22 protein-coding genes and 1 pseudogene are annotated in these 23,672 nt (G+C 64.2%); 19 read left to right on the top strand and 4 right to left on the bottom strand.

The annotated features are described in order from the left end of the window. Positions 1–2 precede the first annotated feature (2 nt). A complete protein-coding gene (locus ABMA32_RS21665; RefSeq protein WP_349015818.1) occupies positions 3–929 on the bottom strand; it encodes an alpha/beta hydrolase family protein in 927 nt (308 codons plus the stop codon). Between the two features lie 60 nt (positions 930–989). Here ABMA32_RS21665 and ABMA32_RS21660 point away from each other — a divergent pair, with 60 nt between their 5' ends. The 13 genes and pseudogenes from ABMA32_RS21660 (at position 990) to ABMA32_RS21600 (ending at position 10,166) form a co-directional block, all read left to right on the top strand. Further along, positions 990–1,559 (top strand): TetR/AcrR family transcriptional regulator, encoded by a 570-nt coding sequence (locus ABMA32_RS21660; protein WP_349015817.1) that lies wholly within the window; start codon positions 990–992, stop codon positions 1,557–1,559. A gap of 385 nt (positions 1,560–1,944) precedes the next feature. Then, the gene (locus ABMA32_RS21655; protein WP_349015816.1) at positions 1,945–2,898 is read left to right on the top strand and encodes an ArdC family protein; all 954 of its coding nucleotides are present in this window, start codon (positions 1,945–1,947) and stop codon (positions 2,896–2,898) included. Further along, positions 2,898–3,728: a hypothetical protein gene (locus tag ABMA32_RS21650; protein ID WP_349015977.1), complete on the top strand. Its 831-nt coding sequence runs from the start codon at positions 2,898–2,900 to the stop codon at positions 3,726–3,728. The genes ABMA32_RS21655 and ABMA32_RS21650 overlap by 1 nt, the downstream gene beginning before the upstream one ends. 52 nt (positions 3,729–3,780) lie before the next feature. Then, positions 3,781–5,934: a ParB/RepB/Spo0J family partition protein gene (locus tag ABMA32_RS21645; protein ID WP_349015815.1), complete on the top strand. Its 2,154-nt coding sequence runs from the start codon at positions 3,781–3,783 to the stop codon at positions 5,932–5,934. Between the two features lie 99 nt (positions 5,935–6,033). Continuing rightward, the gene (locus ABMA32_RS21640) at positions 6,034–6,510 is read left to right on the top strand and encodes a hypothetical protein (RefSeq protein WP_349015814.1); all 477 of its coding nucleotides are present in this window, start codon (positions 6,034–6,036) and stop codon (positions 6,508–6,510) included. 70 nt (positions 6,511–6,580) lie between these two features. After that, positions 6,581–6,850 (top strand): DUF6117 family protein, encoded by a 270-nt coding sequence (locus ABMA32_RS21635; RefSeq protein WP_349015813.1) that lies wholly within the window; start codon positions 6,581–6,583, stop codon positions 6,848–6,850. Continuing rightward, on the top strand, positions 6,847–7,146 hold the full coding sequence (locus ABMA32_RS21630) for a hypothetical protein (protein ID WP_349015812.1): 300 nt from the start codon (positions 6,847–6,849) through the stop codon (positions 7,144–7,146). The genes ABMA32_RS21635 and ABMA32_RS21630 overlap by 4 nt, the downstream gene beginning before the upstream one ends. A 96-nt stretch (positions 7,147–7,242) precedes the next feature. Beyond that, entirely contained in the window at positions 7,243–7,665 is a 423-nt protein-coding gene (locus tag ABMA32_RS21625; RefSeq protein WP_349015811.1) for an antirestriction protein, read from the top strand. Between the two features lie 154 nt (positions 7,666–7,819). Beyond that, positions 7,820–8,368, top strand: coding sequence for a hypothetical protein (locus ABMA32_RS21620; protein ID WP_349015810.1), 549 nt, complete (start codon positions 7,820–7,822; stop codon positions 8,366–8,368). Positions 8,369–8,436: 68 nt separating this feature from the next. Further along, positions 8,437–8,838, top strand: a complete 402-nt coding sequence (locus tag ABMA32_RS21615) for a hypothetical protein (protein WP_349015809.1) — start codon at positions 8,437–8,439, stop codon at positions 8,836–8,838. 9 nt (positions 8,839–8,847) lie between these two features. Continuing rightward, on the top strand, positions 8,848–9,042 hold the full coding sequence (locus tag ABMA32_RS21610; protein WP_349015808.1) for a hypothetical protein: 195 nt from the start codon (positions 8,848–8,850) through the stop codon (positions 9,040–9,042). 72 nt (positions 9,043–9,114) lie between these two features. Beyond that, a pseudogene (locus tag ABMA32_RS21605) lies at positions 9,115–9,529 on the top strand (hypothetical protein). After that, positions 9,522–10,166 (top strand): antitoxin of toxin-antitoxin stability system, encoded by a 645-nt coding sequence (locus tag ABMA32_RS21600; protein WP_349015807.1) that lies wholly within the window; start codon positions 9,522–9,524, stop codon positions 10,164–10,166. Before ABMA32_RS21605 ends, ABMA32_RS21600 begins: the two are co-directional and overlap by 8 nt. Before the next feature lie 81 nt (positions 10,167–10,247). Here the strand turns inward: ABMA32_RS21600 and ABMA32_RS21595 are convergent, their stop codons facing one another. Next, positions 10,248–10,646, bottom strand: a complete 399-nt coding sequence (locus ABMA32_RS21595; protein WP_349015806.1) for a hypothetical protein — start codon at positions 10,644–10,646, stop codon at positions 10,248–10,250. Between the two features lie 261 nt (positions 10,647–10,907). On the opposite strand from ABMA32_RS21595, the gene ABMA32_RS21590 reads away from it, so the two are divergent. The 3 genes from ABMA32_RS21590 (at position 10,908) to ABMA32_RS21580 (ending at position 17,576) form a co-directional block, all read left to right on the top strand. Next, complete coding sequence (locus tag ABMA32_RS21590; protein ID WP_349015805.1) at positions 10,908–15,266, top strand: strawberry notch-like NTP hydrolase domain-containing protein; 4,359 nt, start codon at positions 10,908–10,910, stop codon at positions 15,264–15,266. Then, positions 15,266–16,312 carry a DUF7146 domain-containing protein gene (locus ABMA32_RS21585; protein ID WP_349015804.1) on the top strand — a complete coding sequence of 349 codons (1,047 nt, stop codon included), beginning with the start codon at positions 15,266–15,268 and terminating at the stop codon, positions 16,310–16,312. The genes ABMA32_RS21590 and ABMA32_RS21585 overlap by 1 nt, the downstream gene beginning before the upstream one ends. A 325-nt stretch (positions 16,313–16,637) precedes the next feature. Further along, positions 16,638–17,576: a DUF2493 domain-containing protein gene (locus ABMA32_RS21580; protein ID WP_349015803.1), complete on the top strand. Its 939-nt coding sequence runs from the start codon at positions 16,638–16,640 to the stop codon at positions 17,574–17,576. 336 nt (positions 17,577–17,912) lie between these two features. Here the strand turns inward: ABMA32_RS21580 and ABMA32_RS21575 are convergent, their stop codons facing one another. After that, on the bottom strand, positions 17,913–18,416 hold the full coding sequence (locus ABMA32_RS21575; protein ID WP_349015802.1) for an alpha/beta fold hydrolase: 504 nt from the start codon (positions 18,414–18,416) through the stop codon (positions 17,913–17,915). Positions 18,417–18,694: 278 nt separating this feature from the next. On the opposite strand from ABMA32_RS21575, the gene ABMA32_RS21570 reads away from it, so the two are divergent. Beyond that, entirely contained in the window at positions 18,695–19,111 is a 417-nt protein-coding gene (locus tag ABMA32_RS21570; RefSeq protein WP_349015801.1) for a hypothetical protein, read from the top strand. A 720-nt stretch (positions 19,112–19,831) separates the two neighbouring features. Next, positions 19,832–20,233 (top strand): single-stranded DNA-binding protein, encoded by a 402-nt coding sequence (locus ABMA32_RS21565; RefSeq protein WP_349015800.1) that lies wholly within the window; start codon positions 19,832–19,834, stop codon positions 20,231–20,233. Positions 20,234–20,762: 529 nt separating this feature from the next. Here the strand turns inward: ABMA32_RS21565 and ltrA are convergent. Next, on the bottom strand, positions 20,763–22,244 hold the full coding sequence (gene ltrA / locus ABMA32_RS21560; protein ID WP_349015799.1) for a group II intron reverse transcriptase/maturase: 1,482 nt from the start codon (positions 22,242–22,244) through the stop codon (positions 20,763–20,765). Between the two features lie 638 nt (positions 22,245–22,882). On the opposite strand from ltrA, the gene ABMA32_RS21555 reads away from it, so the two are divergent. Then, complete coding sequence (locus tag ABMA32_RS21555) at positions 22,883–23,431, top strand: hypothetical protein (RefSeq protein ID WP_242220539.1); 549 nt, start codon at positions 22,883–22,885, stop codon at positions 23,429–23,431. The last annotated feature ends 241 nt before the right edge of the window (positions 23,432–23,672 follow it).

The raw sequence follows: 23,672 nt of genomic DNA, 5'->3' as shown, positions 1-23,672 counted from the left end.
GTTCAAGGATCGATGACGTGGCCGGGCCATGGATTTCGGTCGTCGCGCAGCCACAGAAGCGTCTCCAGCCAGAAGCCGGCGGCATGGCTATCGTGGAACAGGCCGAAATGTCCGACCGTGTCGCGTCCATAGTCCGACGGCCGTAGCAGCACCGCGGTTCGCTCGGCGCTGCCGGTGTAGTAGTTCAGCGTCCGGCGAATGGCGGCCGGAGTTCCAAGCTCGTCGTCGGACATGGCAACCGCCAGGATCGGCGCCGTAACGGCAGCCATGCGGTCGAGCGCCCTCCGCCGCAGCGCGCGCGGATGGCTATGCTCGAAACGCGACCTGCGAAAACTCCATTCGAGAGCGACGCCAGCCGGCAGGTCTTCCAGCCAACCGAGCCGGCGGCCGGGGAAATAGCCGCAGGCAAGCGTCAGGGCGGGCATCGCCACATGCCATTTGAGAAACAGGCGGAGCCGCCGATGCAAGGCGTAGTCGCCCCACCAGGCATATTGGGCGCCAACGGTCAGCATGCGCTCGATGCGGCGAGCACTCGCAGCGAGTCCCGGCAGGAAGCCGCCAACGCTGTGCCCGACCACCAGCACTCTGTCATGACGACCCTGCTGCTCTATGAACCTGATGGCGGCTTCAAAATCCAGCTCGCCCCAGTCACGCCAGCGATAGCCGCAGCCAGGCAGATGGACGGGCCGCGACAGCCCGATGCCGCGATAATCATAGGTCAGCACGTCGAATCCGTGCTCCACGAGGAAACGGGCATAGCGATGGTAATAGCGCGCGAGCACCCCGGTTGCAGGATTGATAATGACGGTCCCCATAGGGTCCGCTTGCCGGACCCGCCAGAGATGGCCGGCAAGCAGAACACCGTCCGGTGAGGAAAGCTCGACCGGCTGTCCTTCGATAAGGGTGGTGTTTGAAGACCGGTTACGCATGCCGGAAGGATAAATGTGTATGCCGGTTGAGTATATTCACTGGTCAGTATACATTCGGGCATGCCTAGATCATTGAGACCGACACGCGAGCGCATCATTGAGGCAGCCGGGAAGCTGTTCCACGCGGAAGGCATCCGCGCCGTGAGCGTCGACGCGGTCGCCGAAAAGGCCGGGCTTACCAAGCGAACGCTCTATTATCACTTCCGCAGCAAGGACGACCTGATCGCCGCCTATCTCGAAACGCGCGACCAGCCGAACCTTGCGTTGTTCCAGCGCTGGTTCGCCGAGACCGAGGGCAACACGGCGGACAAGGTGCAAGGCATTTTCCGCAATCTGGCGGCGTCTGCGCGGCATCCCAAGTGGAAGGGGTGCGGGTTCCTGCGGACGTCGGTCGAGCTCATCCACCTGCCGGGACATCCGGCGATCCTCGCGGGCCGCGCGCACAAGAAGCGGGTCGAGGACTGGCTCTGCGTCGTGCTGGAGGAAATCCGGGCCCCCGACGAAGCGCGCCGTCTCGCGCGGCAGATCGTTCTTCTGCTCGATGGCGCATTCGCCGTCGTGCTTCTGCACCGGGACACCAGCTATATGGACAGCGCCGGCGAAGCGGCTGCGCAATTGGTCCGCGGCTGATGCGGATGAACGAGTCGCAGGTCCGTCGAGATTGGCCTGCCGACTTGCGGCGATTTGGTCGAGAAGCTACGACAGGAGGACCTGCGCATCGCTTTTGATCTGCTCATAGACGGGTTGGCGAATGCGGTTTCGGCTTGAGTAACCGTTTTCGGATAGCTCGCCTGAAGGGCGTAATTACTGATAGTCGGCTTTGCGTTTTCCCGGGTTTACGATCCGATAGAACTTTGGGGGAAGTCTTCCCCCTGGCCGGCGCCGAAGTCGCCGGCACACCCCCTTCTGCGGGGAGACCCCGCAACGCCCCCGAGAGTCAGAGTGCGGACTGGGTTAGCCGTGACGGGTTGAAAGCTGGGAGAGAGGCTCCCGGCGCCCGTCGCGGAGAACCGCGATGTCCAGACATGACCGCACCCCTCGCACCGGCTCCGACCGGACGAACCTCTATGACGAAATCACCGACAAGATCATCGCCGACCTCGAGGCCGGGCGCTTCCCGTGGGTGCAGCCCTGGGGCAAGGCCGCAGCCAGAGCCCCGCTCGGGCTTCCGAACAATGCCAGCACCGGCCGCGCCTATAGCGGCATCAACATCCTCATCCTCTGGGGCGCAGTCGTACAGCATGGCTTCCCCGGTCAGGGCTGGCTCACATACCGTCAGGCGGCAGCGCTCGGCGGAAATGTCCGCAAGGGCGAGCACGGCACCACCGTCGTCTATGCAGACCGCTTCATCCCCGAGGATGAAAAGCGGCGGGCGCGCGAAACCGGCGAGGAAGCCCAGGCCATCCCCTTTCTCAAGCGGTTCACCGTGTTCAACACGGCGCAATGCGAGGGCCTGCCCGACGACATCATCGTTGCCGCGCCGCTCCCGCCGCCTGGCCTGATCGAACCGACGGTCGACGCTCTCATCAAAGCGACCGCCATCGACTTCCGCATCGGCGGCGATCGGGCCTTCTACATGCCCGCGCTCGACTACGTGGCCGTGCCACCGCCGCAAGCCTATTTCGATCCGATCAACTGGCACAGGACCGCGCTCCACGAGATCGGCCATGCCAGCGGCCACCACAGCCGGCTGAACCGCGATCTCTCCGGCTCCTTTGGAAGCAAGAAGTATGCGTTCGAGGAGCTGGTGGCCGAGATGAGCTCCGCCTTTTGCTGCGCCTCGCTGGGCATCGTGCCGACAGTACGACACGCCGACTATATCGGTTCGTGGCTGGAGGTGCTGCGCGAGGACAATCGCGCCATTGTCCGCGCCGCCTCGCAGGCCAGCAAAGCGGCCGACTGGATCTTGTCCTTCCTTCCCGAGACCGAGGCTCCGGCCGCCGGCGCGATCGACAGAAGGGCGGCGTGATGCGTTTTCGTCGCTGGCATCGGTCCGAGCCCTATGGAGACACGTCGCGTAAACGCGCGGCATTTCTCCGTAAGCAGCGCCTCCAACGCGAGGCGCTGCCGCTTTTCGCCGACGAGATCGCCGCCGGTCAGCTCTCCGTCGACGAGGAGATGGCCCGTCGAGCTGTCTGGTGGAACGAGGCCGAACGCGAGCGCCGCCGTCAACGGGCTGCCTGGTGGCGCAAGGGCCGTGCTCGCCTCTTCGCGCTGCCGGACACGCTGCGCGCGCGGGTCCGCGAAATCTGGCGGACCTGCCCGTATCCGGCCGATCCGGCGAGCTTCGCCGATTTCCTCCATCAAATCGCGGTCGGGAAGCTAAACCCCTGGCGGCCACCATGGATATTCCATGAGGCCCTCGAGGCGCGGATCACGCGCGACCCGGCGACGTTCGACCAGGCCTTCCGCCAGATCGGCCGCAGACAGAAAGGCAACGGCGCGAAGACCACACCGGCCGACGAGCTGCTGTTCTGCGGCAATCTCGGCTCAGGCATCATTTTCCTGCGGTCGCGTGTCCGACCGATTGAGCGCCACGAAAGCTTCTACGTCTCCTACAGCCACCGCCCAAGCGTCTCCAACGTCGACAGGGGCGGCAACTTCGTCGAGATCGAGGTGATGGGGGAGTGCTCGGATGCGGAGCTGTCAACAATAGAGCGGATCGCACAGGCCGCCGATACGCGCCTTGTCGTCATCCGTCGTGCCGCGCGCAGGATCCAGGCCAGGGAAGGTGGCGGCCACCTCACACCGAGCCCGCCGCAGCCGCCGGAGAGGAAGAGGGGGGATGGGGATTTATGACGGGTTTAGGGCTGAGAGAGAGGCTCTCGGCGCCCGTCACGGAGTAGCCACCATGGCCCGAGCCAAGAAGAAGCCCGCCATCGAACTGATCGAGTTCTCGCGGGCGCGCGACATTCCCTTCAACCGCATCCGTTTGTCCCACGACAATGTGCGCGAAACCGATGTCGAAGCCGGTCTCGACGATCTCGCCTATGACGTCGAACGACGCGAGGATCTGATCCAGGGCATCAACGTCCGCGCTATTCTCGATGCCGACGGCAACGAAACCGGAGATTTCGAGACGCCGGCCGGCGGCCGCCGTTTCCGCGTCATCGCCCGGCTGGTGGAGAAGGGCCGCTTCCCCGCCGATGGTCTGGTTCCCTGCATCGTCAAGAAAGCCAACGCCAAGACATCGGCCATCGACGACTCGCTCGCCGAGAACACGTTCCGGCTCGCGCTTCATCCGCTCGACCAGTTCAAGGCATTCAAGCGCATGGTCGACGGAGGCATGACCAACGCCGAGGTCGCGAGTGCTTATTTCACCACGGAGCGCTATGTGGATCAGCGCCTTGCACTTGCGAAGGTCTCGCCCACGCTCCACGCCGTCTATGCAGAGAACGGCATGACGCTGGCGATGCTCGAGGCGTTCACCGCGCACCCGGATCACGCACGGCAGGAACAGGTCTGGGACGCCGTCCGGCAATCCCACCATCGCGAGCCCTGGCGCATTCGCAACATGCTGACCGAGACCAGCGTTCCCGCATCCGACAAGCGGGTGCTCTTCATCGGCCTCGACACCTATGTGGCGGCCGGCGGGTCCGTTCTGCCGCGTTACCTGTTCGACGATGAGGAAGACGGCTGGCTCGACGATGTGCCGCTTCTCGATCGCCTCGTCGCCGAAAAGCTTAAAGGGGTCGCTGAGGCGCTGGCCGCCGAAGGCTGGAAGTGGGTCTCGGCTGACCTCTATCTTCCATACGGCCATCAGTATGGGCTGCGACCCATCCCGGGCGAAATCGATGATTTGACCGAGGAAGAAAATGCGGCCTTCCTGGCGCTGCGCGACGAACACGCCGACCTCGAAGACAAATATCATGCGGTCGACGAACTGCCGCGCGAAATCGACTATCGTCTTGCGGAGCTTGAAAAGCAGATCGAGGCCTTCGAGCGTCGCCGGGTTATCTACGACCCCGCCGAGATCGCCATCGCCGGCGTCTTCGTCACTGTCGATGAGGATGGCGAGCTCGTGGTCGATCGCGGCTGGGTCCGTCCCGAGGACGAGCCGACCGCGTCCGTCGAGGGCGAAACGCCGGAGATCGAGGGCGACGGGGATGCCGACGGCGTGACCACGTCCGATGTCCAGCACGCCGTGATCACGGTCGGCGGTCAGCCCCTCGAGCCCGACGAGGAAGAGGACATGATCAGGCCTCTTCCCGAAAAGCTCGTCGCCGAACTGACGGCACACCGCACCGTTGCGCTGAGCGATGCCGTGGCCGCAAATCCGCACATCGCCATGACGGCGCTGCTCCATCGTCTCGTAAGCGACCGCTTCAAGCGGTCTCCGAGAGGCGCGACCATTCAGGTCGAGGTTCAGGAGGTCTACTTCCGCGAACAGGGCATCGATCTCAAAAACAGCCCCTATGCGAAGTCGGTCGCCGAGCGGCATGCCGGATGGAAGGCGGACCTGCCGGCCGACGATGATGCTCTGTGGGATTGGCTGGACGTGCTTGATCACGACAGCCGCATGGCGCTCCTCGCCCATTGCGTCTCGTTCGGCATCAACGCGCTCTACGAGCGGCCGAATCCGCACAGTGCCACCGGCATTTCCGAACACGACCTTCGGAACCGCATGGCCGAAGCCGACCGCCTTGCCCGCGTCACCGGCCTCGACATGGCGGAAGCCGGTTTCCGCCCGACCGTCACGAACTACCTCGGCCGCGTGACAAAGCCCCGCATCCTCGAGGCCGTTCGCGAGGCGCTTGGCGAGGAGAAGGCCCGCCTGATCGACCATCTGAGAAAGGCCGACATGGCGCGGGAGGCCGAACGTCTCCTGGCCGACTCCGGCTGGCTGCCGGAGCCGCTTCGCGTTCTCGCCGAGGAACCGGCCGTCGAGAGCCTCGTGGATTCCGATGAGGACGACGTTGCTCTGCCGGAATTCCTCGCGGGGGACGACGAGGCGGCCGAAGCCGACACCAGCGACGATCCGGCGGTGCTCGTCGCCGCCGAGTAGTCCGCATGCGTGGCGGCCTCGGCCGCCTCGCTTTCCTTCCCCTTCCACTCCAAGGCCCGGCATCCCGCCGGGCCGTTTTCGTTTCAGGAGACCTCGTTCATGTCCGCTTCTCTCATCTTCGACCTCGCCCCGCTCGGTTCGCTGGTCGCCTATTCCGACGGCGCGCCCAAGCCGCCAGCTCGCTTCACAAAGAAGCTCGCGGCATGGGAGCGTCGTAACGGCGTGGGCCGCCTCGTGCGCAAGGAGCCGGCCCGTGAGCGGCCGACCTATTCGACGCCGCCATGCTTCACACTCCATGAAGGCGACTTCGGCGAGAGCGGCATCATCCTCGTCACGATCATGCGGACCTACGGCATCGACAGCGACCTGACCTTCCGCGTGATCGAGCGCCCCAAGCTCGGGCAGGTGCGTGTCGTGCAGGATGTCGGCGAAAACGCCGAGCTCCTTCACCTCGCCGAGAACCGCGACGCGGCTGAGCTCTGGCTTGCGAAGACCGGATACAGCCGCGCCCGTCTCGAAGAGGTCACCGCCGACGAGATCGGCGCCGATGTCGTCGAGGGTCGGGCTGCCGCCTGACCATCCCATGCCCCATCCACCTGGCCCGCCGTCGAAGGACGGCGGGCCATTTTCGTTTCAGGAGAATATCGTGGCCATTCCCGACCCCGTCCGCACCAACTTCAACACGCTGCTGCGCGCCGCCGGCGACGGTAATCTCGCACTCATGGAGTGCCTGGACGCCGCCGCCCGTGAGCGCCGCTACGTCCTCTGCGCCGTGGGCCGCGCAGAGGGCGGCGATATCGTCATGACGCCGTTCGGCCATCTCGCCGATGGCAACCCCTACGATGCTTACCTTCCGCCCGATCCCGACGATCCGAACGGCTTCATCACAACGCCGGTCGAGGGGGCTGCGGCATGATCACCGTCGAAGAGATACTCGCGGCGGACCTGCGCTGCCCTCCCTCGCAGCGCTCGCTGCCGTGGCCCGAAACCCGCAATGGCGTCACCGTCGTCGTCGAGCCGAAGCCGCATTGGGCTGCTGATATGGCAGCTTTCCGGCTTCAGGATCGGTCCTGGTGCTACTACGCCGACTGGATCGAGAACGGTCCAGCCGCGCGGTTCTTCGATCACCCCGAAACCAGCGGCAGCGACGTGATGACCAATGCTCACGCCATGCTCGCACGCGAAATCGCGCAGGGGCTCTGGCGCATGTGAAAGAGGAAGAGAGCGGACGGGCCTGGCTGGTTTCGGGCCGGCGAAGAGAGAGCGCTGACCGGACCTGTCTCCATCCTCTCTCAGGAGAACCAGGCCATGACGCTCCAGACCAGCGCACGCCCACTTGCGACCCTTGTACCGGACGATCGTCGCGAAAACTTCCTGCCGACCCTGTTCGGCCTGCGGCACCTCATAATCGCGGAGAATGCCGTCTATCATTTCATGGAGCGGCTCAGTCCTTATGACTATGGCGGCGGTTTCTGGGATTTCTTCGAGCTCCGGGGCCGGCCGCTGTTCCTCGCGCCTACGTCCCGCAAGCGCATGCGGATCGAAAGCGGGATCACCGAGTTCCGTGGCGAGGTCTCCGCGGAAGCCGCGGGCATCATCGCGACCCTGTTCGTCCTGTCGCACCTCTCCATCCAGTACGAATCCGATCATCTCGCCGAAGGCTATCATCGCCTCCATGACTATCTGGACGGACATCCCGAAGCATCGGCGATCTATCAGGCAATCGATTGAGGGACATCGAGCGCCCCGTCTTCCTGGCGGGGCGCTTTTTTCATGCCGGCCACGGCCGCCATTCGAGAGCGATAGAGGGAGAGGGGTGTCGGTTGACCGTGACGGGATGATGGGCGGGAGAGAGGCTTCCGCCGCCTGTCACGGAGACTTCACGATGAACAGCTTCAGCATTGCCACCCTCGGCGCGAGAACCTTTCCCGCAGTCGCGGCGCTCACCGCTGCCCGAAAGCTTCCGCTGCGAATAACCTGCCTCGGTGAGGCCCGCTATGCCGGGAACAATCCGGATCTCGATTCCTGCACCCTGATCAGGACGGTCGATCTCGGCCAGTGCAGTTCCCTCGACGACGCGATCGCCTGCGTCGAACGCCTCTCCGGCCGCGATCACCTCGAGACCGGCGAAGGCGACGCCATGACGTTCAAGCCTCGACTGTTCGTCGTTATCGACGGCGAACAATGCCAGGTCCTCGCTGGGGAGCCTTCGCATCGCAGCGTTCGTTGGTGCGATCCCGTTGCTTCGGATGGCGAAGCGCGCCTCGTCGTCGCGAAGGCCAGCACGCTGCGTGGGGAAGCGTCGGCCGAGGCGCGCCGGGACAATGCCGCTTCCGCCCAGGACCTGCGCTTCCGCGCCAGCATCCTTGAGGGCCGGCTTGTCCATGCCGACTGGCGGCAGACGGTGCGGGCCGCGCTGCTGAGGGCGGCGTGACGCCGGCCCCCGGTTTCCCAATCCAGCCCGGCCAGCGCGCCTGGCACGTTCATTCAAGGAGTATCCCCATGCCGAAATTTGTCGTCCGCAAAGGCCACGATGCCTTCGTCTATTACGAAACCGTCGTTGAGGCCGACACGTCCGAAGAGGCGCGAAGCCTCGCCAAAAGTGTTCACTACGATGGCGAATGGCTCGCCACCGGCGACGTGCAGGAGTTCGACGATTACGAAATCGACGAGCACAGCGGCGTGCGCCTGCTCGAACCGCGCGAGACCGTCGAAGCGTTTCAAACCATCACCATGACGGCCCGCGAGCGCGACGCCGTGCTCGCCGGTCTTTCCACCCTTCAGCTTGCTCTTATCAATGGGCCGCTCGATCCGGTGTTCATGGACGACCTCACCAACAACGGCGCGCACGCCGGCCTCGAACTTCACGAGATCGACGAGCTGCGCCGACGCTTCAAGGTCTAGGAGGCGCCGGTGTACGCGACCTATCTTCGTCTCGACATTCTGGTCTGGGACAGCGACCGCGCCGTCATCCGGGCGGCGCGGCGCAAGCTGTCCCGCTCAGCCTGGAACGATCCCCACAAGCGGGAGGCGCGAAAGCGCTTCTATCGCGAGATGCTAGGCCACCACGCCGAGGCTCAGCGAATTGTGACGCACTTCCGCCTCTGACCACGACACCACCGTATCCATCGACCATCGCCCGGCCGTCGCGCCGGGCTTTCTCGTTTTCAGGAGCCCGACATGGCCGACCACTTCACCCATTTCTCATGCCTGCTGGACGTCGGCACACCCGACAATGCCGCCCGCACGCTTGCGCTTTACAATCAGCTTTCCGAAGACGGCGCATCCGAAGATCCGCCCTCGGACGGCTTCCTCTTGTCAATCCAGCCCGAGCACGGCGGCAGCAAGCTCTGGATGCGCGACGACGTCACCGGCGATCCGGAACCTCCTTCAGTTCGTCAGGATCTGCGCCGCGGAGTTTGGCCTGAAAGGCCGCTGGGGCTTCCAGTACGCCAACTCCTGCTCGCAGCCGCGTGTCGACGCCTTCGGCGGCGGCGCGCATGTAGTCGATCTCAACACCGGCAAGACGATCGCATGGACCTACACCGATGGCTGGCTTGCCCGGGTCCTCGGCGGAGGCGATCCCGATGAGTAAGGTGATCGAGACGACGGTCTACCAGCTTGCCGAGCTATCCGACGCCGCCAGGGAGAACGCCCGAGCATGGTATCGAGAGGGCGGCTTCGACTATGACTGGTACGCTACCATCTTCGATGATTTCGAGCAGATTTGCGAAATTCTCGGCGTTCGCCTTAAAGCCCGCGCCGTCCGGCTGATGGGCGGCGGAACCCGGCAGCAGCGACGCATCTACTTCACCGGCTTCTGGTCGCAAGGGGACGGCGCCTGCTTTGAGGCGTTCTATTCCTACAGGAAGAACGCCTCGCGCGATATCCGGGGCCATGCCCCGAAGGACGACCGCCTGCATGCCATCGCCGACGGTTTGCAGACCGTCCAGCGACGCAATTTCTATCAGCTCCACGCTGATGTCAGCCACCGTGGCCACTACTATCACGCCTATTGCATGGCGATCTCCGTCGAGCGCGACAGTCCGACCTGGCAGGGCATGACCGCCGATGCCGGGGAGATCGTGACCGAGGCGCTGCGCGATCTCGCTGACTGGCTCTACCGGCAGCTCGAACGCGAATACGAATACCTGACCTCGGACGAGTCCGTCGAGGAGACCATCATCGCGAACGAATATACCTTCACCGAAGCCGGCCGTCGCTTCGGATGACGCTTTCGAGCGTCCCGTCTCCAAGCCGGGACGCTCCTGCCATCGTCGCGTTGGCTCGCCTGGCGGGTCGTTGGGGCCGCGCTACCACTCACCCTTGCGCCCATCCACAGCGTATTCGAAGCGCAGCGCCCACGGCCGGATCGCCAGATTGTCATCCGTCCGCGTCACGCGCAGGCGCGATATCCCCGGAACACGCGTTGGCGCCGCGCCGAAAACGACGGGGATCGTGTAGACCTCTCGCGCCTGACGGTTCTGGTAGCGGGCTTCCGCTTTGATGATGACGGAAGGCGCAATGTCCCAGATTTCTGACAGCGCCGCGAGAACGGCGGCAACCGCGATGACACAGCCCCGGACTGCGATCGAGATCGACCAATGCTCCGACCCGAAATCCGGCAAACTTGAAGCGATTATCGAAGCGGCGAACGCGAGGATGACAAGCCAATAGAACCTTGGCGCTCGCGGGAGAAGTGACTTGGTCACGAGCTTACTCTCTCCAATATAGCGGGCTCGGTTTTCGACCTGCGAAGTCGAATTCGCCCGATATTCTTTCCTCTAAACAATAGATCAAAGCCGTCGCCAGCACGAGGTGACGGCCGGAAACCGCCGGCGGCGATCGGTGGTCTTCGGCGACGTGCCTTTTGCGACGAGAGCGAGAGTGGGGCCGGGACGGGTTTGAGCCATTGCGGTCGAGAGAGAGCGCTGCGCGGCTCGATCCCGTCCGCTCTCCCGAGGTTCCCCATCATGAACGTTTTATCCGCAACCGCGGCCGCCGAGATCGCCGCATCGCTTCCGCCCGTCGTCGCTTCCGGCACGGCATCGGCGATCGTCGCGGCCGCACAGCTTCTTCTGCCTCACCTCGAACGCGGTCAGCCTATCAACGCCGCCGTGCTGCGCGGCGCGATGGAATCCGCATTCGGCGCTTCCGACACCGCCGGCGCGTGGGACTGGAAAACGGCCTACGAGGCATGCGAGGTCGCGACCGTCCTCATGCTGCGCAAATACGGAAAGCCGCTTTTCCGCAAAGCCGGCTCTCCGCAAGCGATCCTGTCGCAACTCTCCAAGATCGTCGGGCTGGTGCCGACGCACACGCGCCGTTCCGACGTGGCGCAGAGCTTCCAGCAGTTCTCGACGCCAATCCCGCTCGGCCTGGCGACGTCGGTCGCCGCGGCGATCGCGCCCGCCGACCGCGTGCTGGAGCCCTCGGCCGGCACCGGGCTTCTCGCCATTCTGGCCGAGATCGCCGGGGGCTCGCTCCTGCTCAACGAGCTTGCCGACACCCGCGCCGATCTTCTCTCCCTCCTCTTTCCGGCCCTTTCCATCACGCGCTTCGACGCAGCCCAGATCGACGATCACCTTGATCCGGCTCTCCTCCCGACCGTCGTTCTCATGAACCCGCCGTTCTCGGTGTTGGCGAATGTCGAGGGACGCATCGCTGACGCCGCCTTCCGGCATGTCGCCTCGGCGCTGTCACGCCTTGCGCCCGGCGGCAGGCTCGTGGCGATCACCGGTGCGAACTTCGCGCCCGACGCACCGGCCTGGTCCTCGGCTTATGCCCGTCTGCAGGAACGCGGCCGCGTCGTCTTTTCCGCCGCTATCGATGGCTCGGTCTACGCCAAGCATGGCACGACCATCCCGACGCGGCTGACCGTCATCGACAAGCTTCCGGCCGACGATCCGTCCGTCTTTCCGGCCGCGCCCGGGGTCGCGCCGGATGTCGCCACGCTTCTTGGATGGCTGGCCGAGCATCTCCCGGCGCGCCTGCCGGTCGATCCGGCGATCGCTGTGCCGGTCGCCGCGCCTGTCGCGGCCCGGACCGTGCGCGCCTATGTCAACCGGGCGGCCAGGGCGGCATCTGCTGCGACGCATTCTCAGCCGGAGTCCGTTCCGCTCGCCTATGAGGCCGTTGACTGGAAGCCCGCCAAGGCCGGACGCCTCTCCGACGCGATCTATGAGGAATACGGCCTACAGACCATCCGGATTTCCGGCGCCGCGGCGCATCCAACCCAGCTCGTCCAGTCGGCGTCGATGGCGAGCGTCGCCCCGCCGAAGCCGAGCTATCGCCCGACCCTGCCGGCGAACGTGCTAGGTCTGCTGTCGGACGCCCAGCTCGAAACCGTCATCTATGCCGGCGAGGCGCATGCCGACTTCCTCCCCGGCGCATGGACGGTCGACATCACCTTCGACAAGCTGTCCGCCGCCGCCGAGGACGCAAAAGGCGCTGTCCGTCTCCGCCAGGGCTTCATGATCGGGGACGGCACCGGCGTCGGCAAGGGACGCGAGTCGGCCGCGATCATCCTCGACAACTGGCTCCAGGGCCGGCGCAAGGCGGTCTGGATCTCCAAATCCGACAAGCTGATCGAGGACGCGCAGCGCGATTGGAGTGCGCTCGGCATGGAGCGCCTTCTGGTCACGCCGTTGTCGCGTTTCCCGCAGGGCAAGCCGATCGCGCTGAACGAAGGCGTCCTATTTTTAACCTACGCCACGCTGCGCTCCGACGACCGCGGAGAGAGGGTTTCGCGGGTCAAACAAATCGTTGAATGGTTGGGCTCCGACTTCGATGGAGTGGTGATTTTCGACGAGGCGCACCAGATGCAGAACGCCGCGGGCGGTAAGGGAGAACGCGGTGATGTCGCCGCCTCGCAGCAAGGCCGTGCCGGCCTGCGCCTCCAGAACGCGCTTCCGGACGCCCGTATCGTTTATGTCTCCGCCACCGGCGCGACCACCGTTCACAATCTCGCCTATGCCCAGCGGCTTGGCCTGTGGGGCGGCGAGGATTTCCCCTTCGCCACGCGCGCCGAGTTCGTCGAGGCGATCGAGGCCGGCGGCGTCGCGGCGATGGAGGTGCTTGCCCGCGACCTGCGCGCCCTCGGCCTCTACACAGCCCGCTCGCTTTCCTTCGCCGGCGTCGAATACGAACTCGTCGAGCATGAGCTGACGGCCGAGCAGATCCGCATCTACGACGCCTATGCCGCGGCCTTCGCCGTCATCCATAACAATCTCGATGCGGCGATGCAGGCGGCCAACATCACCGGCGGCGGCGAAGGCGGGTCGGGCACGCTGAACAAACAGGCGAAGTCCGCCGCGCGCTCGGCCTTCGAAAGCGCCAAGCAGCGCTTCTTCGGCCATTTGCTGACCAGCATGAAGACGCCGACCCTGCTGCGCTCGATCGCCGCCGATCTGGAGGCGGGACATTCGGCCGTTATCCAGATCGTCTCGACCGGCGAGGCGCTGATGGAACGGCGGTTGGCGGAGCTACCGACCGAGGAGTGGAACGACGTCCGCGTCGACATCACTCCGCGCGAGTACGTTCTCGATTATCTCGCCCATTCCTTCCCCGTCCAGCTCTACGAGCCGTTCACGGATTCGGAGGGCAATCTGTCATCGCGCCCCGTCTATCGCGACGGCCAGCCGGTCGAAAGCCGCGAGGCCGTTGCCCGCCGCGACGCGCTGATCGCCAAGCTCGCCAGCCTGCCGCCGGTTCCCGGCGCGCTCGACCAGCTCGTCCAGTATTTCGGCACGGACACCGTTGCGGAGGTGACGGGCCGGTCGCGGCGTATCGTGCGCAAGCCCGGCGGCAGCGTCGCCATCGACCGGCTTGTCGTCGAGACGCGCGCAGGAGCCGCCAATCTCGCCGAGACGCAGGCGTTCATGGATGACCAGAAGCGCGTGCTGGTGTTCAGCGACGCCGGCGGCACCGGCCGTAGCTACCATGCGGAGAAGTCGGCGAAGAACACCCGGCTGCGCATCCACTATCTGCTCGAGGCAGGCTGGAAGGCGGACGCCGCCATTCAGGGCCTCGGCCGCACGCACCGAACCAACCAGGCGCAGCCGCCGCTGTTCCGGCCGATCTCGACCAATGTGAAGGCGGAGAAGCGCTTCCTCTCGACCATCGCCCGCCGCCTCGACACGCTGGGCGCGATCACACGCGGCCAGCGCCAGACGGGCGGCCAGGGGCTGTTCCGCCCCGAAGACAATCTGGAAAGCCATTACGCCCGCGATGCGCTGCGCCAGCTCTACCTTCTGCTAGTGCGCGGCAAGGTCGAGGGTTGCTCGCTCGACCGCTTCGAGCGGGCCACCGGCCTAAAGCTGATGGATTCGACGGGCATCAAGGACGAGCTGCCGCCGATCACGACGTTTCTCAATCGCATGCTCGCTCTCACGATCGAACTTCAGGGAATCCTCTTCACCGCCTTCGAGCAGCTCCTGACCGCCCGTATCGAGGGTGCGATCGCGTCGGGCACCTATGACGCTGGGCTGGAGACGCTGCGCGCCGAGAGCTTCGTCGTCGTTGATCGCCAGACGATCTACACGCATCCACGCACCGGCGCGGAAACCAGCCTGCTCACGATCAACGAGCGCAGGCGCAACTGGCCGGTGACGCTCGACGCAGCTCTCGCCGAGCTCGGCGATCCGCGCGTAAAGCTGCTCGTCAACGAGCGCTCAGGCCGAGCCGCCGTCCAGATCCCGGCGAGCAGCGTCATGCTTGATGATGGCGAGGTCGAACGGCGCGTCCGCCTGATCCGCCCGACCGAGGCCCACAATATCCCGGTGCGCTTCATGGGCGAGACCCATTGGGTCGAAACCGACCGGAACACCTTCGCCTCAGCCTGGAGCGCCGAGATCGCCGAGGTGCCGGAGTTCACCGACGCGACGCTTCACATGGTCACAGGACTGCTATTGCCGATCTGGAAACGGCTGCCGAACGACTCGACGCGCGTCTACCGGCTCCAGACAGACGAGGGCGAGCGCATCATCGGTCGCAGAGTCTCGCCGGCATGGGCGGCGACCGCCACCACGACCGGCGCGGCCACGATCACGTCGGACGACGCCTTCACGGCGCTGATGGACGGCCGGACGATCCTCGACCTCGCCCAGGGCCTTCAGCTTCGCCGCGTCCGCGTCATGGGCGCGAACCGCATCGAGCTTTCGGGCTTCGACGACACGATGCGCGAACGCCTGACGGCCTACGGCCTGTTCCACGAGATCATCTCGTGGAAGCTGCGCATGTTCGTGCCGACCGACACGAATGGCCCGGTCGTGCTTGCCAAAGTGCTCGACCGCTTTCCGGTCGAACGCATCGGCGAGCGGGAGGCCGCCTGATGTCCCGTCACGACGCCTCCGAACTGGCAATCCGCCTCGGCTATCACGCCGAAGCGGTTTGCCGCCAATACCTGTCGTCCGGCCGACGTGCCGGGCGGTACTGGCAGGTCGGCGATGCGCGCAACAGCCCCGGCCGCTCGATGTTCGTGCGCCTGACTGGGCCCGAAACCGGCAAGGGCGCGGCCGGCAAATGGACCGACGCATCGACCGGGGAACACGGCGATCTCCTCGATGTCATCCGCGAGGCGCTCGGCCTCATCGACTTCAAGGACGTGGCAGAGGAAGCGCGCCGGTTCCTCTCGCTCCCTCATCCCGAGCCGCGGATGACAAGGACGCCGACCGGCAGCATCTCCAGTGCGGCGCCGTCGGGATCACCTGAAGCGTCCCGGCGGCTCTTCTCCATGTCGGAACCAATCAGCGGCACCCTTGCGGAAATCTACCTCAACGGGCGGTCGATCACGTCGCTATCCGGCGTCACCGCGCTGCGCTACCATGGTAGGTGCTACTATAAACCGGACGAGCATTCGCCCACCGAGATCTGGCCGGCGATCGTCGCGTCCGTCACCGACCTCAACGGCAGGCAGACCGGCGCGCACCGCACCTGGCTTTCGCCGGACGGTTCGGGCAAGGCGCCCGTCGATTCGCCGCGACGGGCGATGGGAGACCTTCTCGGGCACGGCGTCCGCTTCGGCGTCGCGGATGAGGTGCTGGCAGCCGGCGAGGGCATCGAGACCGTGTTGTCGCCCCGTCAGGTCATGCCCCACATGCCCATGATGGCGGCGCTCTCGGCCGCGCACCTCGCCGCTATCCTGTTTCCGCCGACGCTCCGCAGGCTCTATGTCCTCCGCGATCGCGATCCGGCCGGAGACGGCGCACGCGACAGCCTGCTCGCCAGAGCAGCGAGCCTCGGGATCGAGGCGATTTCCCTGTCGCCGAAGCTTGAGGACTTCAACGATGATCTGCGCTGGCGCGGCGTCGACGCCCTCCGGGCGACCCTGTTGGAGCAGGTTCATCCCGATGACGTCCGCCGTTTCGTGGAGGGCTGAGGCGATCGGCAGCGGACGAGGGCGGTACAGGCGTCTTCACCTGCCGTCTCGGTTCATCATCGCAAGCGGCCTTTGCTGTCGGAGAGCCCGCATCCACGGCCTTCTGAGAGGGCGATCGGCCCACAAACGGCCCGGCCGGGCAATGGCGCGGCGCCCGGCTATTTTCCGCCGCCGGCTGCGCCGCCTTTGCATCGCGAAGCAAAATAGCCGGGCTTGGCCATCGAGGCCCTCGCGAGAGACGAGGGCTGCCAGTCCGGCCCGCCTGTGGGCGTCGACGCCTGCGAAGGCCGCGATGGTCGCGGTCTCCAGACGAAGGACGCTCACGATGACGAACGAAGACGAAACCGCAGGCTACGACCCGATCCACACCTCGTCCCCCACCGATCATGTCCTCAACGAACTCCAGCTCTACGGCTGGCGGCCGTATCAGGACGAACCCGATCCGAGGCCGCTTCCGGAGGGCAACGCCGTCGCCGCAGCCGTCGCCGATATCTTCGACGCCCTGATCGCCACGCTCGGCGACACGCGCCTCGAACCCGATCTCGAAGAACTGCTCTGGGGAGCCGTCAATCTCTTCCACCGCGCCACCGGCCGGGTGGAGCGCGAGCTGGACGACAACGAGCTTGCGCAGCGTCGCCTTCAGAAAGAACAGGACGGCAGCGAGGTGAAGTCGGTCGAGCTCGAACGCCTCACGGCAGAGGGCCAGACCATGATCGAACGGCGCAACAGCATGGAGCTCTTCCGCGATGTCTCCGCCGAGGCCTTCGAGCACCACACCGGCAGCGCCTGGCGGCCCCGTACCGGCTCGAAGGTCAGCCATCGCAACCTGACAGCCGCGATGATCGACTCCAGAGACTACCTTGCCGCGAAGCGCCGGGCTGAGAAGGAGGTGCTGTTGCCCGCCGGTCCGAAGGTGGCCGTCTCAGGCGGAACCAACTTCAACGACCACACCCTGATCTGGGCCAAGCTCGATCAGGTCCGTGCGAAGCACGCCGACATGGTGCTCATCCACGGTGGCGCGAAGACGGGAGCGGAACGCATCGCGGCCCGCTGGGCAGAAAACCGCAAGGTGCCGCAGATCGCCTTCACGCCCGACTTCGAGAAGTATCCGGCGAAACAGGCTCCCTACAAGCGCAACGACACGATGCTGGAGGTGCTGCCGGTCGGCGTCCTCGTCTTCGGCGGCGGCGGCATTCAGGGAAACCTCGCGGACAAGGCCCGCAAGCTCGGCATCCCGACCATGCAATTCGATGGCGGCGCGTAAGCGCCGCCTTTGCCCAGGTGCGCCACTTCGTTCCTGAAGCTGTCGCCTTGTTAACGACAGATCTGCTCGCCGACTATTGTGGCTCTTCGCAGCCAAGTGCGGATTGGCCCAGCGTTCAGGAATTGCCCGACGAAGCCAAGCTGTCAGCGCGATCTATAAGCGCGGAGGCTGTCGGCCACCAGACATCGAGATCGAGCAAATCCATATGCCGCCGGCCCCGTAACATTTTCAGGGAAATACGCTCGCCAGCCAGTGGATATGCGTCCGATAGCGCTGCCTTGAACCGTGTCACACCATCCAAGGGAATATGATTATCAAACTCACACGAAATGAAGTTCAGCCATGGCCCCTCGCATATCGGTGCAGATGCGTTAAAGGGTTGAGCTGATCATAGAAGAACTGCGCGTATAGGTCCGCCTCACCGGACGCCAGCAGTTTCGCTGCGTCGACAACATCGTGCATTCCCGGCCGTTTCCAATCTGGCGTCGAGCCGACGGCAACGACAAAGGAGATCCGGGAATCAAGACCAGCAGCGGCGACCGCGATGTCCCCGCCGAGCGAGAGGCCGCTTACAAACACCGGCGCAGTTAGATTGAACTCTGCCAGCCCCCAATCGATCACCCGAGATACATCCAGTGTCGTTTGTCCGAGAATTGGCCACATATTCCGCCGGAAATTCCCGAACACGCGCGTCGTGAGCTGGTCTCGGCTTTCGCGGCCTCGTTCGCCTTGCTGCCATGCATCCATTCCGATCGCCGTAAAGCCCTTTTCGGCTAGATGGTCGAGAACCGGCCTTGTATCCTCTTTCTTTTGGCCAAAAGCAGGCAAATGAAGGAACAAGCCGCGAGCCACTCCCTGGGGCTCACTGCAAACAATCGGAACTCCATCAGGCGATATCATTTGCACGTTCCAAAAAGGGTTTTCGCTTGTCTTTCGCAAAGAAACATCAAAGCCCGCACACGTTCAACTGGTTCTGGCAAATGTACGAACTTGACCATCGACCGTGTCGATGACTTTAATGAAGAACTCTTGCAGAACCGGCGCAGTAGCACAGTCAGAGACAGAGCCAAATCACCAGTAGTCTGTCTCGATCTTCAACCGTTCATCTGGAGGTTTCGATGTCACTGATCCTGCTGGCTATCTCGCTGACGATAACGCTCTGCATCATCGCCTACAACTTTGCCATCTACGCCTTGCCCTTCATGGTCGGCCTCTCGGCCGCGCAGTACGCCTGGGGTGCCGGCGCCGGGGTCTTCCTGTCCGGTCTTGCCGCCATCGGCGCGGCCTTGTTGTCGATCGCGCTGGTGATCGGGGTTCTCGGCTTCGCCAGGAATCCGGCCCTGCGCCTGATCGCGCTGGCGATCTTCGCGATCCCGGCCACCATTGCGGGATACGCCCTCGTGCTCGGCGTCACAAAGAACGCGATTGACTCGACGATAGTGCTCAATCTGCTCGGCGGCGCGGGCGGTCTGTTCATCGGCATAGCCGCGATGGTCAACCTCAACGCCCTCGGCGTCTCGGTGTTTTCGCGCTGACCCGTCGACCGCGACCATCACTGCCACAAGAAAACCAGGGCGGCTTGCGCCGCCGGATGTCCGGCTTTCCCGCTCAGGTCAGGCATGGAGCGTCGACGCTGCGGCCCCATGCCGCCGTTTCCCGTCAGCATCACCCGGTCGCTCGGGATCGCCCGACTATCGGCATGAGTCCCGGAGGCTGTGAACGTCTGTCGCCCCGCCCGTCAAGCCCCTTCGCGCCGTGAAAGCAAGCCGCGATCACCTTCATTCCCACCCCCTCGCAATTCTGTCGGATCGCACCTTCCGCCATCGAAGCGGACGCGTCGCCATTCCGTGCCATTCGGCCCGATAGCCTTTCTCGTCCTCGTCCCGGACAGCTTCTGCGAGCGGAGAGGCGGGTGGCCGGAAATGGAGGACCGAAGGCGCCGCCCTGGCCGGCGCAGGCTCATAGGGCCTGCCGTTTCGCTGCTGCCGGCGAGGACGATGGTTCGGCTGTGCGTCTCGGTTCGTATGCGTTCAGAGGCACCAATCCCTCCGACTGACTGATCCCGTAAGTCCGTTCGGTTTCCGGCCGCAACCCACGCGGCTCCGGACCGTGTTGCCGCGCAAGCGCGGCTGCCCGCCCCACTCCGGGCCTTATGGGCGAGCTGCCCGCAAGCAGGCAGTTGCAGGCGTCTCCCGCCGTCCTTGGCCGGGTCTCGTCGGAGGGATGGTCCCTCCGAGAAGCAACGGAGACCTACAATGCAGAACATCGTCATTCTCGCCGGCAACATCGGTCAGGACCCCGAAACCCGCTCCACCCAGGGCGGCACCCGGATCACCCACTTCACGCTGGCCACCTCGCGCCCCCGCTACTCGGAAGGCAAGGTTGTCCGGGACGACAAGGGCTACCGGGTTCAGGACACCGAATGGCACCGGATCACCGCCTTCAATGGCCTCGGCAAGACGATCCAGGATTATTGCGAGAAGGGTATGAAGGTTCTGGTTCGCGGCCGCATCCACTACACGAAGTGGAAGGACCAAGAAGGCAACGATCGCTACGGCAGCGAGATCATCGCCGAGACGGTCGACTTCCTGAGCCGGGCGCAGCAGAGCGAAAACGGAGCCGGCCAGCGCGATCTCGACGACGACATCCCGTTCTGAGCGGAAAGGCCAGGGCCCGGCGGCGCAAGCCGCCGGGTTTTCCTGCGTTTCCCGAGGGTCGCGATGTTCAGGATGAGCGAGGGCGAGCGGATCGACCGTTCGTCCTTGCTTATGAGAGGGGGGCAGGCCGCCCCTCTCAAACTCTCCCCGGAAGGGGCAGGGCACGCCCCGCCCCCTCCTGCTCCCCCACCCATGAAGGGGGTGAACCACCCCCTCCAAACCACCCCGGCCCATACGGACGCGGCCCCTGATCGGGGCCGCGGGCTATCTCTCTCTGACAGTCCATTTTACGCCAGCCCATCCGGCGTCAAGGACAGCGCGGCCCCTCCAATTTTCTTTCGCCGGCCCGAGGCCGACGCCACAAAATCGGCTCCTCCGCTTGCCGCGCGGCGGCCGCGTACCGCGGTCCCTGACCCCTCTGGGCTACAGCGTGGACACCTTTCGGTCGGGTAGCAGCGGGGCATCTCTGCCCCGCCGCCCCCTCAGAACCGGACGTGCGGATCGCCCCGCATCCGGCTCAAGCCATTATTCAGCACCACGGTTTGGCACCGGGCCACTTTGCGGTCGATTTCGTGGCTCGACGATGGGCGAAGTATTCCCCCCATTCTGGATCGAACGGATTCGCCATGCCCCGGATTTTGACGTGTCTCTTGATCGAGACCGTTGCTGCCCGAAAGAGCCGATATTTGGCGTCTCGCGTGCCAAAATCCCAGTTCCGGTATCCGTCGGACTGGAAGTACCTATCCTTCACCCATTGCGCTCTTTTCTTGGGATGCCTTCGGTATGCCCATTTCCAGAGCATCTGCCAGATGCGATGATCTATCGAAGAGAAGGTCGTCTTTGCCGCGCTATGTCGGTGATACATGGCCCATCCCCGAATGATCGGGTTTAGCGTCTGTACCAATGACGCCTGCGTGGCAGTTGCGTTGCCCTTGATGATTTCCCGGGCCTTGCCGAGAAGCGACTTGATGCTTTTCCTCGACGGCTTCGTTAGGAACTTGCCGTTGTACTTGCGTACATTCTTGCCCAGAAAATCGAAACCCTCCGCTATATGCGTGATTCTGGTCTTCTCTTCCGAGAGTTCCAGACCCCGAACGGCCAGAAACGTTCTGACTGCTGGCATGACTTTGTGTTCCAGCACTTCTTTGCAAGCGCCGGTGATAACAAAGTCATCAGCATAACGGATGACATTCAGTCTGGCTTGTCTGCGCGTGGCTTCTGTCGAACCCACGCTCGCGTATACCGCCGCTTCAAGCCCATCCAGTGCCATGTTCGCGATCGTCGGCGAGATCACACCCCCTTGCGGGGTCCCGGCTTTGGTCTCGAACAAGGTTTCCTCTTCAATATACCCGGCCCGCAGCCACTTTGACAGGACACCCTTATCCATCGGGATGTGCTGGAGAAGCCATTGGTGGCTGATGTTATCGAAACAGCCCCGAATGTCCCCTTCCAAAATCCACACTGGCGAGACGCGTCTCGCCAGTGTGATGCAGCACTGTTCGATGGCGTCGGCTGTCGAGCGTTCAGGCCGAAATCCATAGGAGTTCGGGTCCGCCCGGGTCTCTGCTACGGGTTCCAGTGCGAGCTTCCATAAGGCTTGCATCGCTCTGCACCGCATACAGGGAATCCCGAGCGGGCGCTTCTTGCCGTTGCTTTTCGGGATGTAGACGCGGCGCAGTGGCATCGTTCGATAGCCACGGTGCTGTAGCGTCGTCATTCCCTTCCATCTGGCCGCCGAGGTTGACCAGATCGCTCCGTCCACCCCCGGCGTGTTCTTACCACGATTTTCCGTCACCCGCTTCACAGCGAGCATTTTACCGCTGTGCGAGCGGGTCAGCAGACGTTGCAGGGATTTCACCTTGCCCCACCTTGCCTCGCGAGTGGCCTTGGCGATACGCACCTGAAGTCGCTTCACGGATGCGTCGATCTGTAACCAGTTTGTCTGGTCCCACATCTGTGCCCCGTGCGAGGACGCACCAGCTTTCGTTGCTTTCGCATCGATTGCCGTCATCTGCTTTTCCTCGCCCAGCGATTTGTCATGTTCTCTCACCATCAATGACCGGGCGGAAGTCTGCCCACTTTCGTGTCGGGCGATGTTGCAGCCCGTATCCCGGCGATTACAGCCGGGCCTTCGCTTTTTCCGCCTTCCTTTACCCGCAGCGCCAACAGCGTTCCTTGCGGTTGGCCTGCCGTTTCCGGCAGCGTTACGGGCTTACCCTGTTCCGCATAAGCCTCTGAGCGGGTCGGATCCTTCCTCTTCGCCGGCAGCGTTATGTCCATGGTGATTCACTCTGAAAAGAACCACACCTTGCTGCGTACCTTTTGGTCCAAGCCTTTCAGCACATTTGGCTTGCTTTTCGTCACGACGTTTATCGGAGGTTCACCTACGTTGATCGTATCCGCTCATCCCTAGCGCCTCACCGCCCTTGTGCTGGCAGATTCCACTTCGCCTCACGGCTCAGTGTACCGGTGACCCGGTGGCTACATTGTCCCCGGAGCTTCGAACCGAGTCGTTGCCAACTCCGCACGTCCGGGTAGGGAACGGTTGATGGAACAACCGGTTCTATCAAGTCATATTCTCATACTCCTTTTAGAACAGAGGCTTACGCGACTTTCCAGGTCGCACTCAGAAACGAAAGGAGACTTACAATGTCTGATTTCCACTATGTCGAACTTTACGCGAAGTTCGCAGGATTCCGCCTCATGGCGATGGCCAATCGCCTTGGCTGCGACGACGAATTCAGCCGCGGAGCACACGACAGGCTCGTGGAGCGGCTCGACCAGCTCGTCGATCTTGTGCGCGGCGCGCTTGCCGCGGAACGCGAACTCGCACTGGCACCGAGCGGCCCCGAGGCAGATGATCTGGGCGAGCGGATCTGGTGCGCCGGACAGGAGCTCACGCACTACTGGGGCGAACCCGATGGCATCGACCTTTTGCTCAACGACGTCCACGTCGACTGGTCTACCAACGAATGGTACGACAGCCGCGCCGGAAGGTGGCATTTCCTCGCTGACTTCCCTGCGCCCCGCGAGGAAGTAGGCGACGACCGCCTGCACGGCCTGTGCGCAATCACCCGCCAGATCGCCGCCGAGACGGGCATATACTTCAACACTTTCACCACAGACCTCTCCATCGAGGGCGAAGAGCCGGACGATGAACGCGAGCGCTACGAAGCGATTGACGGTCTCGTCTGGTGACAGCGATCGGGCGGCAGGCGGCCTCGGCCGCCTGCCGCCTTCACACCGTCAGCGGAGCCGGCGCGGCCGGATCGACCGGCCTTCCCGGCTATTGGAAAGGGGTGAGCCCCTCTCCAGCTCTCCCATGAAGGAAGGGCTGGCGCCCCTCCTTCAAACATCCTCCCGAGGGAAGGGAGACCCCTCCCTCGAACCCTCCCATGGGAAGGAGGCGACGGTTCCCTCGCCCTCCTTCCGTAACATT

The sequence above is a fragment of the Mesorhizobium quangtriensis genome, assembly GCF_040081925.1.
Classification (GTDB): domain Bacteria; phylum Pseudomonadota; class Alphaproteobacteria; order Rhizobiales; family Rhizobiaceae; genus Mesorhizobium_K; species Mesorhizobium_K quangtriensis.
The sequence above is the reverse complement of the archived record's forward strand: the minus strand, read 5'-3'. Positions and strand labels throughout refer to the sequence as shown.

Coding starts and splice junctions, on each gene's coding strand:
- ABMA32_RS21665 (WP_349015818.1), bottom strand. CDS start 929: ATGCGTAACCGGTCTTCAAACACCACCCTTATCGAAGGACAGCCGGTC.
- ABMA32_RS21660 (WP_349015817.1), top strand. CDS start 990: ATGCCTAGATCATTGAGACCGACACGCGAGCGCATCATTGAGGCAGCC.
- ABMA32_RS21655 (WP_349015816.1), top strand. CDS start 1,945: ATGTCCAGACATGACCGCACCCCTCGCACCGGCTCCGACCGGACGAAC.
- ABMA32_RS21650 (WP_349015977.1), top strand. CDS start 2,898: ATGCGTTTTCGTCGCTGGCATCGGTCCGAGCCCTATGGAGACACGTCG.
- ABMA32_RS21645 (WP_349015815.1), top strand. CDS start 3,781: ATGGCCCGAGCCAAGAAGAAGCCCGCCATCGAACTGATCGAGTTCTCG.
- ABMA32_RS21640 (WP_349015814.1), top strand. CDS start 6,034: ATGTCCGCTTCTCTCATCTTCGACCTCGCCCCGCTCGGTTCGCTGGTC.
- ABMA32_RS21630 (WP_349015812.1), top strand. CDS start 6,847: ATGATCACCGTCGAAGAGATACTCGCGGCGGACCTGCGCTGCCCTCCC.
- ABMA32_RS21625 (WP_349015811.1), top strand. CDS start 7,243: ATGACGCTCCAGACCAGCGCACGCCCACTTGCGACCCTTGTACCGGAC.
- ABMA32_RS21620 (WP_349015810.1), top strand. CDS start 7,820: ATGAACAGCTTCAGCATTGCCACCCTCGGCGCGAGAACCTTTCCCGCA.
- ABMA32_RS21615 (WP_349015809.1), top strand. CDS start 8,437: ATGCCGAAATTTGTCGTCCGCAAAGGCCACGATGCCTTCGTCTATTAC.
- ABMA32_RS21600 (WP_349015807.1), top strand. CDS start 9,522: ATGAGTAAGGTGATCGAGACGACGGTCTACCAGCTTGCCGAGCTATCC.
- ABMA32_RS21590 (WP_349015805.1), top strand. CDS start 10,908: ATGAACGTTTTATCCGCAACCGCGGCCGCCGAGATCGCCGCATCGCTT.
- ABMA32_RS21585 (WP_349015804.1), top strand. CDS start 15,266: ATGTCCCGTCACGACGCCTCCGAACTGGCAATCCGCCTCGGCTATCAC.
- ABMA32_RS21580 (WP_349015803.1), top strand. CDS start 16,638: ATGACGAACGAAGACGAAACCGCAGGCTACGACCCGATCCACACCTCG.
- ABMA32_RS21570 (WP_349015801.1), top strand. CDS start 18,695: ATGTCACTGATCCTGCTGGCTATCTCGCTGACGATAACGCTCTGCATC.
- ABMA32_RS21565 (WP_349015800.1), top strand. CDS start 19,832: ATGCAGAACATCGTCATTCTCGCCGGCAACATCGGTCAGGACCCCGAA.
- ltrA (WP_349015799.1), bottom strand. CDS start 22,244: ATGACGGCAATCGATGCGAAAGCAACGAAAGCTGGTGCGTCCTCGCAC.
- ABMA32_RS21555 (WP_242220539.1), top strand. CDS start 22,883: ATGTCTGATTTCCACTATGTCGAACTTTACGCGAAGTTCGCAGGATTC.